This window comes from Microbispora oryzae (assembly GCF_017896165.1).
Classification (GTDB): domain Bacteria; phylum Actinomycetota; class Actinomycetes; order Streptosporangiales; family Streptosporangiaceae; genus Microbispora; species Microbispora oryzae.
Genome location: NZ_JAFCNB010000002.1, coordinates 566383 through 580201 on the forward strand (window position 1 = coordinate 566383; position 13819 = coordinate 580201).

General features: G+C 72.4%; 14 protein-coding genes. 11 read left to right on the forward strand and 3 right to left on the reverse strand.

The window, feature by feature from the left end; all coding sequences use genetic code 11:
• Positions 1-243 precede the first annotated feature (243 nt).
• The 3 genes from JOL79_RS06050 (at position 244) to JOL79_RS06060 (ending at position 4094) form a co-directional block, all read left to right on the forward strand.
• On the forward strand, positions 244-2148 hold the full coding sequence (locus JOL79_RS06050; RefSeq protein ID WP_210154630.1) for an RNA polymerase sigma factor: 1905 nt from the start codon (positions 244-246) through the stop codon (positions 2146-2148).
• 329 nt (positions 2149-2477) lie between these two features.
• Entirely contained in the window at positions 2478-3041 is a 564-nt protein-coding gene (locus JOL79_RS06055) for a TetR family transcriptional regulator (RefSeq protein WP_372446726.1), read from the forward strand.
• Between the two features lie 381 nt (positions 3042-3422).
• On the forward strand, positions 3423-4094 hold the full coding sequence (locus JOL79_RS06060; RefSeq protein WP_210154632.1) for a FadR/GntR family transcriptional regulator: 672 nt from the start codon (positions 3423-3425) through the stop codon (positions 4092-4094).
• 60 nt (positions 4095-4154) lie between these two features.
• On the opposite strand, the gene JOL79_RS06065 is transcribed toward JOL79_RS06060, so the two are convergent.
• A complete protein-coding gene (locus JOL79_RS06065) occupies positions 4155-4526 on the reverse strand; it encodes an MmcQ/YjbR family DNA-binding protein (protein ID WP_210154633.1) in 372 nt (123 codons plus the stop codon).
• Between the two features lie 200 nt (positions 4527-4726).
• Here JOL79_RS06065 and JOL79_RS06070 point away from each other — a divergent pair, with 200 nt between their 5' ends.
• Positions 4727-5932, forward strand: coding sequence for a cytochrome P450 (locus tag JOL79_RS06070; protein ID WP_210154634.1), 1206 nt, complete (start codon positions 4727-4729; stop codon positions 5930-5932).
• Positions 5933-5948: 16 nt separating this feature from the next.
• Here JOL79_RS06070 and JOL79_RS06075 read toward each other — a convergent pair whose 3' ends face one another.
• A complete protein-coding gene (locus JOL79_RS06075; protein WP_210154635.1) occupies positions 5949-6974 on the reverse strand; it encodes a GDP-mannose 4,6-dehydratase in 1026 nt (341 codons plus the stop codon).
• 200 nt (positions 6975-7174) lie between these two features.
• Between JOL79_RS06075 and JOL79_RS06080 the strand changes: the two genes are divergently transcribed.
• The 3 genes from JOL79_RS06080 to JOL79_RS06090 all read left to right on the forward strand — a co-directional run bounded on the left by JOL79_RS06080 (position 7175) and on the right by JOL79_RS06090 (position 10314).
• Positions 7175-8467: a glycosyltransferase family 4 protein gene (locus tag JOL79_RS06080; protein ID WP_210154636.1), complete on the forward strand. Its 1293-nt coding sequence runs from the start codon at positions 7175-7177 to the stop codon at positions 8465-8467.
• Positions 8468-8542: 75 nt separating this feature from the next.
• Complete coding sequence (locus tag JOL79_RS06085; protein ID WP_210154637.1) at positions 8543-9256, forward strand: class I SAM-dependent methyltransferase; 714 nt, start codon at positions 8543-8545, stop codon at positions 9254-9256.
• A complete protein-coding gene (locus tag JOL79_RS06090; protein ID WP_210154638.1) occupies positions 9253-10314 on the forward strand; it encodes a glycoside hydrolase family 15 protein in 1062 nt (353 codons plus the stop codon). Before JOL79_RS06085 ends, JOL79_RS06090 begins: the two co-directional genes overlap by 4 nt.
• Before the next feature lie 41 nt (positions 10315-10355).
• On the opposite strand, the gene JOL79_RS06095 is transcribed toward JOL79_RS06090, so the two are convergent.
• Positions 10356-10982 (reverse strand): class I SAM-dependent methyltransferase, encoded by a 627-nt coding sequence (locus tag JOL79_RS06095; protein ID WP_210154754.1) that lies wholly within the window; start codon positions 10980-10982, stop codon positions 10356-10358.
• A 188-nt stretch (positions 10983-11170) separates the two neighbouring features.
• Here JOL79_RS06095 and JOL79_RS06100 point away from each other — a divergent pair, with 188 nt between their 5' ends.
• From JOL79_RS06100 to rnhB, 4 genes are all read left to right on the forward strand, one after another.
• Positions 11171-11365, forward strand: coding sequence for a ferredoxin (locus tag JOL79_RS06100; protein ID WP_210154639.1), 195 nt, complete (start codon positions 11171-11173; stop codon positions 11363-11365).
• Between the two features lie 9 nt (positions 11366-11374).
• Positions 11375-12460: a Zn-dependent alcohol dehydrogenase gene (locus JOL79_RS06105; RefSeq protein ID WP_210154640.1), complete on the forward strand. Its 1086-nt coding sequence runs from the start codon at positions 11375-11377 to the stop codon at positions 12458-12460.
• An 84-nt stretch (positions 12461-12544) separates the two neighbouring features.
• On the forward strand, positions 12545-13021 hold the full coding sequence (locus tag JOL79_RS06110) for an MSMEG_6728 family protein (RefSeq protein ID WP_210154641.1): 477 nt from the start codon (positions 12545-12547) through the stop codon (positions 13019-13021).
• A 7-nt stretch (positions 13022-13028) separates the two neighbouring features.
• Positions 13029-13793: a ribonuclease HII gene (gene rnhB / locus JOL79_RS06115; RefSeq protein ID WP_210154642.1), complete on the forward strand. Its 765-nt coding sequence runs from the start codon at positions 13029-13031 to the stop codon at positions 13791-13793.
• Positions 13794-13819: the final 26 nt, after the last annotated feature.

Genomic DNA, 13819 nt, shown 5'->3' on the forward strand with positions numbered 1-13819 from the left:
CCCCGAACGGCCGCGCCTACCCCTTCGCCTCCCCCTTGCGGGCCGGACGATTCGCCCGCCAGCCTACGGGGGGAACATCCCTTCTGTCCGCAGCGCCCCGACACCAAGCAGGGCGTACGCTGCGCGAAGTCAGGCCCGAATATCTATCAAAAGGGCATCCAGTGGTGCGCTGCCACCTGTTGTCTTGGCATGATGGGCCTCACGTCTCACTACACCCTTCGTCACCAACCCCAGGAGCCGGTCGTGACTGCACCACTCACCGGTCAGCGCTCCCGGAGCGAGTTGATCGCAGAGCTCTACGAGCGTCACGCCGCAGGGCTGTTCGCGTACTGCCACGACCAGCTCGGCGAGACCTCCTCGGCCGGTGACGCCGTGGTCGCCGTCTTCACCTCCGCCCCGCCGGCGGAGCCGCCGTCGCGGGCCGCCCTGTACACGCTGGCCCGCCGCGAGATCTACCGCCGCGACGTGAGCTACGCCCTGCCCGCGGTCGACTCGGTCGCCGATCCCGCGACCGCCCTGATCGAGCGGGTGTTCCGCGACATCCGGCCGCACCAGCGTGAGGTGCTGCTGCTGTCGGCGGTGTGCGGCCTGGAGACCGCCGAGCTGTCGGCGGTGCTCGACGTCGCCCGCGACACGGCCGAGGAGCTGACGTACGGCGCCCGCCGCCGCTTCGCCCAGACCCTGGAGACGGCGGTCGCCGCGGCGCGGTCCGCGCCGTACATGACGCCCGAGGTCGCCGAGGTCTACGACGCGATCAACGTCGCGCCCGTCGACGACGTGCTGGCCCGGCTGCCCTGGCGCCGCCCCGCCGCCTCGGTGCGCGACCGCGTCCTGTCCGCGCTGCCGTACGAGGGTCAGGGCACGGCCACGGGCCCCGGCGGCGCCGACCGGAAGCTCTGGCCGACCTCGCCCACCTGGCCCCTGCCGCTGAGCGACCCCAATCAGGTCAGCAACACGATCGTGGTCAAGGCCGACGTCATAAAAGGTCGCGGGACCACCTCGGACGGCTCCTCCGACCGGCGGCGCAGGGCGCGGCACGAGGCCGCGACCGAGCCCCTGCCCAAGCTCCGGGGCTCGGTGCTCAGCGCGCTCGGCGAGAGCCTCCCCCGGCGCAAGCGACCGGCCAGGCCGTCGCCCGCCGGATCCACGTCACCCGCGGCGGCCGGTCCCACGACAGCGGGAGCCGCGGCAGCCGGTTCGACGTCAGCCGGAGCGGCCGGTCCCACGGCAGGCGCGGCCATGACCACCGGTGCGGCGGGCGCACCGGGCGCGACGCCTCCGGCCGGCCAGGGCTCGGCCGAGCCGGCGCCGGAGCCCACGACCGACGTGTTCGACGCGTTCCGGCCCGCCGACCCGTTCCGGACGTCCGACCCCTTCCGGACGCCTGACCCGGTCAGCGCCTCGGACCCGGTGAGCCCCTCCGACCCGGTCAGGCAGGCCGACGCGTTCAGCCCCTTCGAACCGGTCAGGCAGCCCGACGCGTTCAGCGCCTCCGAACCGGTCAGGCAGCCCGACGCGTTCAGCGCCTCCGAACCGGTCAGGCAGCCCGACGCGTTCAGCGCCTCCGACCTGTTCCGGCCCGCCGGCAGCCGCACCGCCGGCAGCCGGGCCGCCGACACGGACGTCAGGAGTCCGCTGGACGGCGGCGAGAGCGGCCGGGACACCGAGACGTTCCCGGCGATCGGCGGCGGGATGCCGCTCTCGGCTCCGCCCGCCGGCTCGTTCGCCGAACCCCTCGCGTCTCCCTCACCCACGCCCCTCACGCCCCCGCCCGTCGCGCCGGGCACTCCCGGCGGCGGGACGGCCGGGGACAGGACGGCCGGCGGGAAGCGGGGCCGGGCGACCGGAGCCGCGCACCGGGCGAAGGGGACAGCGGGCAAGGGCGCGGCCGTCAAGGGGACGACGGGCCAGGGCTCGCCGCGCCGGAGCACGCCGCCGCGTCAGGGGCCAAATGGGCAGGGCTCACCGAGCCAGGCCACACCGGTCGCGCCGGGAGCGTCCGCGGCGTCGGCCGCCACGGCCAGGAAGCCGGGCCACCGCGGGAAAGACCGGCACTACGACTGGGTGTGGGAGCTGCTCGGGTTCCTCATCTGCCTGGCCATCGCGCTCATCGTGTTCTTCGCCGTACCCACGATCGTCAGCCACTGAGAACCGCTTCACCTCAACTAGAACGCGTTCCAATACCGATTCCCGCCGATACCCCGGCCACACACCATTGACGGCGTGGCATTGGCGGCGCGGCGAAACCACGAAAACGCCGACGTGCCCCTATTTCCGACCGGTGAGTAACGAACCGGTCGGGGGCGGGCATCGGATAGCGTGTTCCCATGCCCAGCTCACACGGCGTCGCCGACCTCCCCGCGTCACTGCCGCGGGAGCGTTCCGACGGGGACGCCGTCCCGCCCGCGGGCCCGGCCCCGGCCCCCGATCCGAACCCTGCCGCATCCCCCGCCTCAGGCCCGCCGGGCGCCCCCGTCGTGCGCACCAGGAGCCAGCGCCAGCGGCGGCGGCGCATCCTCCAGGCGGCCGCCGCGCTCGCGTCGCGTGGCGGCGTCGAGGCCATGCAGATGCGCACCGTCGCCGAGCGCGCGGGCGTCGCGCTCGGCACGCTCTACCGCTACTTCCCGTCCAAGATGGACCTGGTGGTGGCGGTCGTGAGCGAGGAGATCGACCTGCTTGAGGCGAGCATCGAGCGGCGCCCGCCCGGTGCCGCCACCCCGGCCGGCCGGGCCGTCGACGTGCTGATGCGGGCCACCCGCGGCCTGATGCGCGAGCCGGAACTGGCCGACGCCCTGATCCGATCCCTGGTCATGTCCGAGGTCGAGGCCCCCTTCGGGGACCGCATGGCGGGGTTGCTGCTGCGGGTCGCGGGCGGCGGACTCATGGTCGAGAACGCCTCGGAGGAGCAGTTCGGGCTGGCAAGCTCGCTGTCCGGGGTGTGGGTGCAGGAGCTGCTCGAAATGCTGCACGGCCGCCGGACCTACGATCAGATCCAGCGCCGGATCGAGCTGGCGGCCTCCCGGCTGCTCGCCGATTTCTGATCGGGCTGTTTCCTCCCGCTCACCGGGCGCGCCGCCTTTCGCGCCACCGTCCGGTACGGCCGCAGCCCCATCCGCCACGGGACAGGGAAGGACCGCCGGGCATCTGACGAGAACCGATTACAGTTCCTTCCGCCCCGCATTCCGGGCGGTGCTCCCGCCCGCATTCCGCGTCCCGTTTCAGGGGCGCGTTCCGGGGCGTGCTCCGGCTGTGTTCCGGCGGGGAGCCGGGGGCCCGCGCCGTGCCGCCGGGCAGTCGGCACGAGATCGCTCACCCGCGGGATGAGCTCCCGAGGACCAGTCGCCGTAGACTCGTGAACATCCGATGTACGAGCCGAGACGGCCGGGCTATCCCTGTCAGCGGCGGAATCTGGGAGTGCATGCGTGGCGGTCACGGACGCGGCGATCGACAAGATCAAAGAGATGATCATCTCGGGCGAGCTCGGCCCCGGCGCCCGCCTGCCCAAGGAGGCCGACCTCGCCGAGCGGCTGGGGTTGTCCCGCAACTCGCTCCGTGAGGCCGTCAGGGCCCTCGCCCTGATCAACGTCCTGGACGTACGGCAGGGCGACGGCACCTACGTCACCAGTCTGGAGCCCCACCTCCTGCTCGACGCGCTGTCGTTCGTGGTGGACTTCCACCGGGACGACAGCGTCCTGCACTTCTTCGAGGTGCGGCGGATCCTCGAACCGGCCGCCACGGCCATGGCGGCCACCACCATGACCGACGACGACATCGAGGACCTCCGCAAGATCCTCGACTCCCTGCCGGAGGAGCCGAGCGCCGAGGAGCTCATGGCCAACGACCTGGAGTTCCATCAGCGCATCGCCGCCGGGTCGGGCAATCCCGTGCTCCGCTCGCTGATCGAGGGCCTGTCTGGGCCGACGGCCCGGGCGCGGGTGTGGCGGGGTCTCACCCAGGAGGGCTCGCAGGGCCGGACGAGGGAACAGCACATCGCGATCTACGAGGCCATCGCGGCCCGCCGCCCGGACGTCGCCCGCTCGTGGGCCACCGTCCACATCGCCGACGTCGAGGAGTGGCTGCGCCGGGTGCTGTGAGCGGGCCCCATCTCCCGGGCGGCCCCATCTCCCGGGCGGCCCGATCCCGGGGCGGCCCGCTCAGCCGGCGACGCCCCGGATGCCCGGCCAGACCCGGGCCTCGTGGGCCTCGACGAGATCACTGGGCGCCGTCAGGCACCAGGCCTCGGTGACCAGCTCAAGCAGCTCGTCGGCGTCGATCCCGGCGAGACGGACCACGACCCAGCCGAACCGTCCGGCGGTGAACTGCGGCTCGAACACCTCGGGACGCTCGGCGACCAGGGCGAGCTGCTCCTCGATGGTCGCCTTGAGGCCGACCGTCTCGGTCCGCTCCCACAGGTAGCCGAAGCCCTTGCCGTGCACCTTCAGCGCGGTCCACTCGCTCGTGTGCGCCTGCTCGACGCCGGGCAGCGTGGCCAGCATTTCGAGGAACTCTTCGATGCTCACTCCCATGGCCCAGGTCTACCAAATCCCGCCGACATTCCCGTCCGCGACGGGCGGGCGCCAGGGATTCGTCACCCCCGGACGCGCCGCCGCCGGGGTACCGTTATGAAACAGGTTTCATCGAGCAGCCTCCCCCCGAGCGAGGACGGGTTCCGCCCTGTCTCGGCGCCGCGCTCTCGAGGGGCGGCGTGACCAGATCAGGTGGGTGCATGGAGATCAATCTCGTCGACCAGGACCTTTACGCGAGGCATGGGGTCCCCCACGACCAGTTCGCCTGGTTGCGGGAGAACAGTCCCGTCTTCTGGCACGAGGGAGACCCCGAGCGCGACTGGCCCGGATTCTGGGCGATCACCAGGCACCGGGACGTCGTACACGTCTCGCGCCACTCCGACCTGTTCTCCTCGGCCCGGAAGCTGGCGCTGTTCGACGAGCTGCCCGAGGAGCAGCGTGCGCTCCAGCGGCTGATGATCCTCAACCAGGACCCGCCGGAGCACACCCGGCGGCGGTCGCTGGTCAACCGCGGCTTCACCCCGCGGGTCATCTCCCGGCTCGAAGACCACATCAGGGACGTCTGCCACGAACTGGTGGACGAGGCCCTGCGCAAGCCGGAGGTCGACTTCGTCCGCGACATCGCGGCCCCGCTGCCCCTCTACGTGATCTGCGAGCTCCTCGGCGCGCCCCTGGAAGACCGCGACAAGATCTTCGAGTGGTCCAACCGCATGATCGGCAGCCAGGATCCCGACTACGGGAGCGGGCCCGACGACGGGGCCGTGGCGGCGGCCGAGGTCTACGCGTACGCCCACGAGCTGGCCGAGGCCAGGACGCGGGAGCCGAAGGACGACATCGCGACCCGGCTCCTCCAACCCGCCGACGACGGCGAGGTGCTGACCACGGACGAGTTCGACGTGTTCGTGCTGCTCCTCCTCGTGGCGGGCAACGAGACAACCAGGAACGCGGCGTCCGGCGGCATGCTGGCCCTGTTCGAGCACCCGGAGCAGTGGGAGCGGATGGTCGCCGACCCCTCGCTGGCCGCGACCGCCGCCGACGAGGTCGTCCGCTGGGTCTCCCCCGTCAACCTGTTCCGCCGTACGGCGACCAGGGACACCGAGATCGACGGCCAGAAGATCGCCGAGGGCGACAAGGTGGTCGTGTTCTACTCCTCGGCCAACCGGGACGCCGAGGTGTTCGACCGGCCCGGCAGTTTCGACGTGGGCCGTAACCCCAACCCGCAGATCGGGTTCGGCGGGGGCGGCGCCCACTTCTGCCTCGGCAACCACCTGGCGAAGCTGGAGCTGCGGGTGCTGTTCGAGGTGCTCGCGCAGCGCCTCCCGGCGATCCGCCAGGCGGGTCCCGCCGCCCGGCTGCGGTCCTTCTTCATCAACGGCACCAAGACGCTGCCCGTCACCCTCGGGTAGGCGGCGCGCGGGCGGCTCAGGGCCAGGAGGAGTCCTGGCCCGGGTCGCCCCCGCCGGCCAGCAGGCGCAGGTCCGACTCCACCATCATGGCCACGAGGTCCTCGAACGAGACGGTGGGCTCCCAGCCGAGCTGCGTGCGGGCCTTCTTGGGGTCGGCGCACAGCAGGTCGACCTCGGCCGGGCGGTGCAGCCCCGGGTCGGTCACCACGTATCGCTCCCAGTCGAGGCCCGCGGCGCCGAAGGCGGCCTCGACCAGTTCGCGTACGGAGTGGGTGCGGCCGGTGCCGATCACGTAGTCCTCCGGCTCGCCGGCCGTGAGCATCAGGTGCATGGCCCGGACGAAGTCGCCGGCGAAGCCCCAGTCGCGGCGCGCCTCCAGGTTGCCGAGGCGCAGCTCGCGCGACCGGCCCAGCTTGATCCGGGCCACCCCGAGCGAGACCTTGCGGGTGACGAACTCGGCGCCGCGCCGGGGCGACTCGTGGTTGAACAGGATGCCCGACACCGCGAACATGCCGTACGACTCGCGGTAGTTCTGCGTCAGGAAGTGGCCGTACGCCTTGGCCACGCCGTACGGGGACCGGGGGTGGAAGGGCGTGCGCTCGGTCTGCGGCGTCTCTCTGACCTGGCCGAACATCTCCGACGACGAGGCCTGGTAGAACCTGGTCTGACCGGCGGCGGTGCCCCGGGACGCGGTGATGCCCGAGCACACCCTGATCGCCTCCAGCATGCGCAGCACGCCCATGCCGGTCACCTCGGCCGTGAGCTCCGCCTGTTCCCAGGACATCGGCACGAAGGAGATGGCGCCCAGGTTGTAGACCTCGTCGGGCTGCACCTTCTCCACGGCCGAGATGAGGGAGCCCTGGTCGAGCAGGTCACCGCGGACCAGCCGCACGTCCTGCAGCAGCGTGCGCACCCGGGAGACCCGGGGGTTGGCCTGCCCGCGGACCAGGCCCCACACCTCGTATCCCGCGCCGAGGAGATGCTCGGCGAGATAGGAGCCGTCCTGACCGGTGATGCCGGTGAGCAGCGCACGCTTGGCCAAGAGATCCTCCTCGTCGGGCCAACCCTGGTCGTGAGAGGCGAATGTACCGCCATGCCCGTCTCCGGACCTCATCCGCTCGCGCCAGGTCCACGAGAACGCGTTCTATAGAACCGCATTCGACTAAGCTAACGGCGCAGTTCGGGGCTGGTGCGGGTAGATCGAGACTCCATTTCGCCCTACCCTGTCCAATCTAAAGGCAAATGGTAGGGTTCGGTGGCCGCCCCCAGGGGCACGACGGAAAGGGGTGCCGCTTGACGGAGAGGCTGCGAGTCGCGCTGCTCTCGTACCGCAGCAAGCCGACGTGCGGGGGCCAGGGGGTCTACCTCCGCCACATCAGCCGCGAGCTGGTGGCCCTGGGACACCATGTGGAGGTCTTCTCGGGGCAGCCCTATCCGGAGCTCGACGAGGGCGTGATCCTCAACAAGGTGCCGAGCCTGGACCTCTACCGCGACGACGACCCGTTCCGCACGCCCAAGCCGGGCGAGTACCGCGACTGGATCGACGCGCTCGAGGTCGCGACCATGTGGACGGCGGGCTTCCCCGAGCCGCTGACGTTCAGCCTCCGCGCCTACCGCGAGCTGAAGAAGCGGCGCGGCGACTTCGACGTGGTGCAGGACAACCAGACGCTCGGCTACGGCCTGCTCGGCATCCAGAAGCTGTTTCCCGTGGTCGGCACCATCCATCACCCCATCAGCGTCGACCGGCGGATCGAGCTCGAGGCGGCCACGGGCTGGAAGCGGCTGACGATGCGCCGCTGGTACGGGTTCGTCCGCATGCAGAGCGTCGTCGCGCCCCGGCTCAGCCCCATCCTCACGGTGAGCGAGTCGTCCCTCGCCGACATCCACCGCGACTTCAACGTGCCGCAGTCGAACATGCGGCTGATCCCCCTGGGCGTGGACACCCGCTGCTTCCACCCGCGGCCCCACCTGCCCAAGCGGCCCGGGTCCGTGGTCGCCGTCGCCAGCGCCGACTCTCCCATGAAGGGCGTCGCGACGCTGCTGCGGGCGATCGCCAAGCTCGCCACCGAACGGGACGTCGACCTCACCGTCGTCAGCAGGCCGACGCCCGGCGGCCCGACCGAGACCCTGGTGAACGAGCTGTCGCTGCACGACCGCGTGCGGTTCGTCCACGGCATCTCCGACGACGAGTTGGCCGAGCTGATCGCCACTTCCGAGGTGTCGGTCGTCCCCTCGCTCTACGAGGGCTTCTCGCTGCCCGCGGTCGAGCACATGGCGTGCGGCACACCGCTGATCGCCTCCAGGACCGGGGCACTGCCCGAGGTCGTCGGCGACGCGGCCGTACAGGTCGCCCCGGGCGACCCGGAGGAGCTGGCCGCGGCCCTGCGCCGCCTGCTCGACTCCCCCGAGGAGCGGGAGGCCGTCGGGCGCAGGGGCTACGACCGGGTGATGGAGCGGTACGCCTGGCCCGTCGTGGCCAGGCGCACGGTCGAGGCGTATCGCGAGGCCATCGCGGCCCGTGCCGCCTCCCGCTGAGCTCCCTCCGCGACAGGGTTCGCACGGCTCGCGCATGAACGGCCGCGCACGACGAGATCACGAAAGGTGGGGCGGGTGCTGACCGTCGACTTCAACCGGCTGCCCGTGGGTCCTGGGGACCGCGTTCTCGACCTCGGCGCCGGAGGCGGCAGGCACGCCTTCGAGGTGCTGCGCCGGGGCGCCGACGTGGTGGCCTTCGACATGGACGCGGCCGAGCTGGAGGGCGTCGCCGCGATGTTCGCGGCGATGGACAAGGAGGGCGAGATCCCCTCGGGAGCGTCCGGCGACACCGTGGTCGGCGACGCGCTGCGCATGCCCTTCCCCGACGCGTCGTTCGACCGGGTGATCGCCGCCGAGGTCCTGGAGCACATCCCGGACGACATGACCGCCATGCGGGAGATCGTCCGCGTGCTGAAGCCGGGCGGGCGGGCGGCCGTCACGGTGCCGAGCTTCCTGCCCGAGCGCGTCTGCTGGGCACTGTCCGAGGACTACCACACCGCCCCTGGCGGACATATCCGGATTTATACGCTGGCCGAGCTCCGGGCGAAGCTCAAGGCGGCGGGACTTGAGGTCGGCGGCCACCACCACGCCCACGGGCTGCACACGCCGTACTGGTGGATCAAGTGCGCGGTGGGGGTGAACGACGACGGCCACCCGCTGGCCCGGGCCTACCACGAGCTGCTGGTGTGGGACATCATGAAGCGCCCTCTCGCCACCCGGCTGGCGGAGGCGGTGCTCAACCCGGTGATCGGCAAGAGCGTGGTGGTCTACGTCCGGAAGCCCGCATGACCCGCCTGCCGGCGGTCGACGGGATCATCACCCCCGAGCAGGTCGTCCGTACGGCGGAGAGCATCGCCGCGATCCAGGAGGACGACGGCGGCGTGCCGTGGCCCGAGGGCCATGTGGACGCCTGGAACCACGTCGAGTGCCTCATGGCCCTCACCGTGGCCGGCCTGCGGGCGCAGGCCCGCCGGGGCTACGCCTGGCTGGCCGCGCACCAGCGGCCGGACGGCTCCTGGCCGATGAAGGTGACCGGCGGCCGGCCCGTCGAGCTCGGCGGCGAGTCGAACCACGCGGCCTACGTCGCGGTCGGCGTGTGGCACGAGCTGCTCGTCACCGGCGACGAGCGGTTCGCCCGGGAGATGTGGCCGATCGTGGTGCGGGCCCTCGACTACGTCGTCGAGCTCCAGACCCCCCGCGGCGAGATCGTGTGGGAGCGCGACGCGCACGGCAGGCCCGCGCCGTACGCCCTGCTCACCGGCTGCTCGTCGATCCATCAGGCGCTGCGCTGCGGCGTGCTGCTGGCCGAACGGCTGGGCGACCCCCAGCCCGACTGGGAGCTGGCCGCCGACCGGCTGGGGCACGTGCTGCTCGATCACCCCGAGGCGTTCGCCGACAAGAGCCGCTTCTCGATGGACTGGTACTACCCGGTCCTCGGCGGAGCCGTCCGGGGACCGCGGGCGGCCCAGCGGCTCGACCTGGAGTGGGACACGTTCGTGGTGGCGGGGCTCGGCGTCCGCTGCGTGGCGGATCAACCCTGGGTGACCGGGGCGGAGTCGTGCGAGCTGGTGATGACGCTCGACGCGGCGGGGCGGCGCGACCGCGCCCTCGCCGTGTTCGCCGACATGCAGCACCTGCGCCACGCGGACGGGTCGTACTGGACCGGCTGGCAGTTCGCCGACGAGCGGCACTTCCCGCACGAGCGGTCGGGCTACACCGCCGCCGCGGTGATCCTCGCCGCCGACGCGCTCGCCCGGGCCACTCCCGGCTCGGGTGTCTTCCGGGACGCCGGAGCCCGTCAGGCGGGAGCCGTGGACGGCTGCGGCTGCGAGCGCGCCCGCGCGTGACCGGGCGTAGACCGACGTGAACCGGCGCGAGCGGGGAACGGTCAGCCGGCCCGGACCCGTTCCAGCACCCGCAGCGAACCGGTCACCCCCGCCTCGGTGAAGTCGCCCGACGCCAGGGCGCGCAGATAGACCCGGTACGGCGCCTGCCCGCCGTCGGCCGGGTCGGGGTAGATGTCATGGAAGACCAGCGCCCCGCCCACGGCCAGATGGGGCGCCCAGCCCTCGTAGTCGGCGGTGACCGGCGCGTCGGAGTGGCCGCCGTCGACGAACAGCATGCCCAGCGGAGTGCGCCAGTGCCGCGCCACGGTCGCCGAGGCCCCGACGACGGCGATCACCTCGTCCTCCAGCCCGGCGGTCGCGATCGTCTCCCGGAAGAACGGCAGCGAGTCCATCCGGCCGAAGCGGGGATCCATCAGTTCGGGGTCGTGGTGCTCCCAGCCCGGCTGGATCTCCTCCGACCCGCGGTGGTGATCGACCGTGAAGACCACCGACCCGGTCACCCGGGCGGCCGCGCCGAGATAGACCGCGGACTTCCCGCAGTAGGTGCCGATCTCGCAGATCGGCCCCCGCCCGCCGTACGCGCAGGCGGCCTCGAACAGGGCCAGACCCTCATCCGGCGGCATGAACCCCCTGGCCCGCTCGGCGAGAAGGCGCAGGTTCTCCGGCATCGTGGCGGTCAATCGTGGTCCCTTCGTACGGCCGTCGCGGTGGCACCCTACCGACCGCGGGGTGGTCCGCGTCACTCCGGCTCTTGTCGGCCCCCGTGGCCCGTGTTCTACTTTCCCTTCGTGGAGCGGCGTTCGCGGATCGCGACGGCGCGGCGGGACCACGAGCCGGACCTGAGGAGGAGCTGGGCGTGAAGATCAAGGTCGACTACGACGTGTGCGAGGCCAACGCCGTCTGCATGGGCCTCGCGCCGGAGGTCTTCGAGGTCGACGACAACGACCAGCTCAACGTCCTGATGCCGGAGCCGCCCGCCGAGCTGCTCGACCGCGTCCGCCACGCCGTGCGGTCCTGCCCCAAGGCCGCGCTGGCGCTCGAGGACGACTGAGCCTCTCCCGTGCTCGGCGCGCTCCTGCACGCTGTCGGCGACGCGGCCCTCGACATCCGCGACGACTTCACCCTCACCCCGCTCGGGCCGGGCGACGTGCGCGTGCGGATCAGGGCGACCGGCGTCTGCCATTCTGACCTGTCGGTCCTGACGGGCGTGCTGCCCATGCCGCTGCCCGTGATCCCCGGGCACGAGGGCGCGGGCGACGTCGTCGAGGTGGGCGAGGGCGTGACCTCGGTCCGGCCGGGCGACCGGGTGATCGTCAGCTGGACGCCCGCGTGCGGGACCTGTCCGCTCTGCCTCGGCGGTCAGCCCAACCTCTGCACCGCCTACCTGGCGAAGTCGTTCGCCGAGCCCCGATTCCGCTTCGGCGGCGGCACCCCCGCCTTCGGCATGGCCGGCTGCGGCACCTGGGCCGAGGAGATCGTCGTCCCGTGGCAGGGCGCGATCGGGGTCGACCCCGATGTGCCGTACGAGGTGGCCGCCCTCATCGGCTGCGGCATCACGACCGGTGTGGGCGCGGTGGTCAACACCGCGAAGGTACGGCCCGGCACGACGGTGGCGGTGGTCGGCTGCGGCGGGGTCGGCCTGGCGGTGATCCAGGGCGCCCGGATCTCCGGCGCCACCACGATCCTCGCGATCGACCCGCTGGAGTCGAAGCACCGGCCGGCCCTGGAGGTCGGCGCCACCCACGCCTGCACGCCCGACGGGCTGACGGAGGCCGTCGGCGCCCTGACCGGCGGCCGGGGCTTCGACTACGGCTTCGAGGCCGTGGGCAGGTCCGCCGCGATCATGACGGCCTGGCAGGCCACCAGGCGCGGCGGAGACGTGATCGTCGTCGGGGCGGGGGCCGTGGACGACCAGGTGCCGCTCAACGCCTTCAGCCTGCTGTTCGAGGGCAAGAACATCCTCAGCTCCCTCTACGGCGGAGCCGACGTGCGCCGCGACTTCCCGCTGCTCGTGAACCTCTACCGGGCGGGCCGGCTCGACCTGGACCGCATGATCAGCTCACGGATCCGGCTCGGCGACCTCAACGAGGCGGTCGCCGCGCTCCGCGACGGCGAGGTCCTGCGGCAGATCGTCGTCTTCGACTGATACTTCCCCGGTGCGCCGCCGCCGGCCGGGAGATCTCCCGGCCCACGGGGATGGCCGCCCGCCGGGCGGGTACGCGACCGGTGGATGCAGACGTTCCTGCCGTACCCGGACTTCGCGGCCACCGCACGCGTGCTCGACCCCCGCCGCCTCGGCAAGCAGCGGGTCGAGGTCATCCAGGTGCTGCGTTCGCTGACCGTGCCCGGGTACGGCTGGCGGCATCATCCGGTCGCGCGCATGTGGGCGGGATATGAGGAGGCCCTGGTCCGCTACGGCCTGGAGGTCTGCTCCGTCTGGAGCGCCGCGGGCCGGGCCGACACCTGCGCCGCCACACTGACCCGCGAACTGCGCGCCCTCCTCGGCACGGCCGTGCCGCGCACCCAGGAGGAGCTCGCCGCCGCCGGCGACCTGCCGCCCTGGCTCGGCGATCCCGCCCTGCACCTCAGCCACCGGTCCGCCCTGCTCAGGAAGGACCCCGAGTTCTACCGGCCGCTCTTCCCCGGCGAGCCGGACGACCTGCCGTATGTGTGGCCCCGCTCGGACCGGCCCCGAGTGCTGCCATGATGAGCGGATGGACCCCCGTGTGGATCAGGACCCGTACGCGCCCGGCCCGGCGGACGCGGCCCAGGACGCCCGCCCCGAGCCCGCCGGATACGGGATCGAGGAGGAGTTGCGGGCCTCCGGGGCGTCCGTCATCGCGGGCGTGGACGAGGTGGGCCGGGGGGCCTGGGCGGGGCCCGTCGTCGTCTGCGCGGCCGTGACCGACCTCAGCCCGCCGCCCGAGGTGCCCGGACGCGGGCGTTCCGTCCGGCTGACCGACTCGAAGCTGCTGCCCGCGGCGCATCGGGAGGCGTTCGCGCGGGTGCTGCCCGGCTGGCTGACGTCGTACGCCTTCGGGGAGTCGGGGCCTGAGGAGATCGACGAGGTGGGCATGACCGAGTCGCTGCGCCGGGCGGCCCGCCGGGCGCTTGAGGCGTTGCCGGTCCGGCCCGACGTCGTCGTGCTCGACGGCGCGCACGACTTCCTCGGCGCGCCCTGGCGGGTGCGGTGCGAGGTCAAGGCCGACCGGCGGTCCGTGACCGTGGCCGCCGCATCGGTGCTGGCCAAGGTGCGGCGCGACCACATGATGGCGGAGATCGGCGCCGACCATCCCGCGTTCGGCTTCGAGGGCAACGCCGGCTATCCGTCACCCGTTCACCAGGCGGCGCTCGCCGAGCACGGTCCGACGCCCCATCACCGGTTGTCGTGGTCGTATCTCGACGATCTGCCCCGCTGGCGGCACCTCAGGAAGTATCGCGACCCGCTGGCCGGCTCCGGCCAGCTCTCCCTGCTCTGACCTTCCTCGACCCACTCTGACCTCCC

Coding starts and splice junctions, on each gene's coding strand:
- rnhB (WP_210154642.1), top strand. CDS start 13,029: ATGGACCCCCGTGTGGATCAGGACCCGTACGCGCCCGGCCCGGCGGAC.
- JOL79_RS06090 (WP_210154638.1), top strand. CDS start 9,253: ATGACCCGCCTGCCGGCGGTCGACGGGATCATCACCCCCGAGCAGGTC.
- JOL79_RS06110 (WP_210154641.1), top strand. CDS start 12,545: ATGCAGACGTTCCTGCCGTACCCGGACTTCGCGGCCACCGCACGCGTG.
- JOL79_RS06080 (WP_210154636.1), top strand. CDS start 7,175: ATGGTAGGGTTCGGTGGCCGCCCCCAGGGGCACGACGGAAAGGGGTGC.
- JOL79_RS06070 (WP_210154634.1), top strand. CDS start 4,727: ATGGAGATCAATCTCGTCGACCAGGACCTTTACGCGAGGCATGGGGTC.
- JOL79_RS06095 (WP_210154754.1), bottom strand. CDS start 10,982: ATGCCGGAGAACCTGCGCCTTCTCGCCGAGCGGGCCAGGGGGTTCATG.
- JOL79_RS06065 (WP_210154633.1), bottom strand. CDS start 4,526: ATGGGAGTGAGCATCGAAGAGTTCCTCGAAATGCTGGCCACGCTGCCC.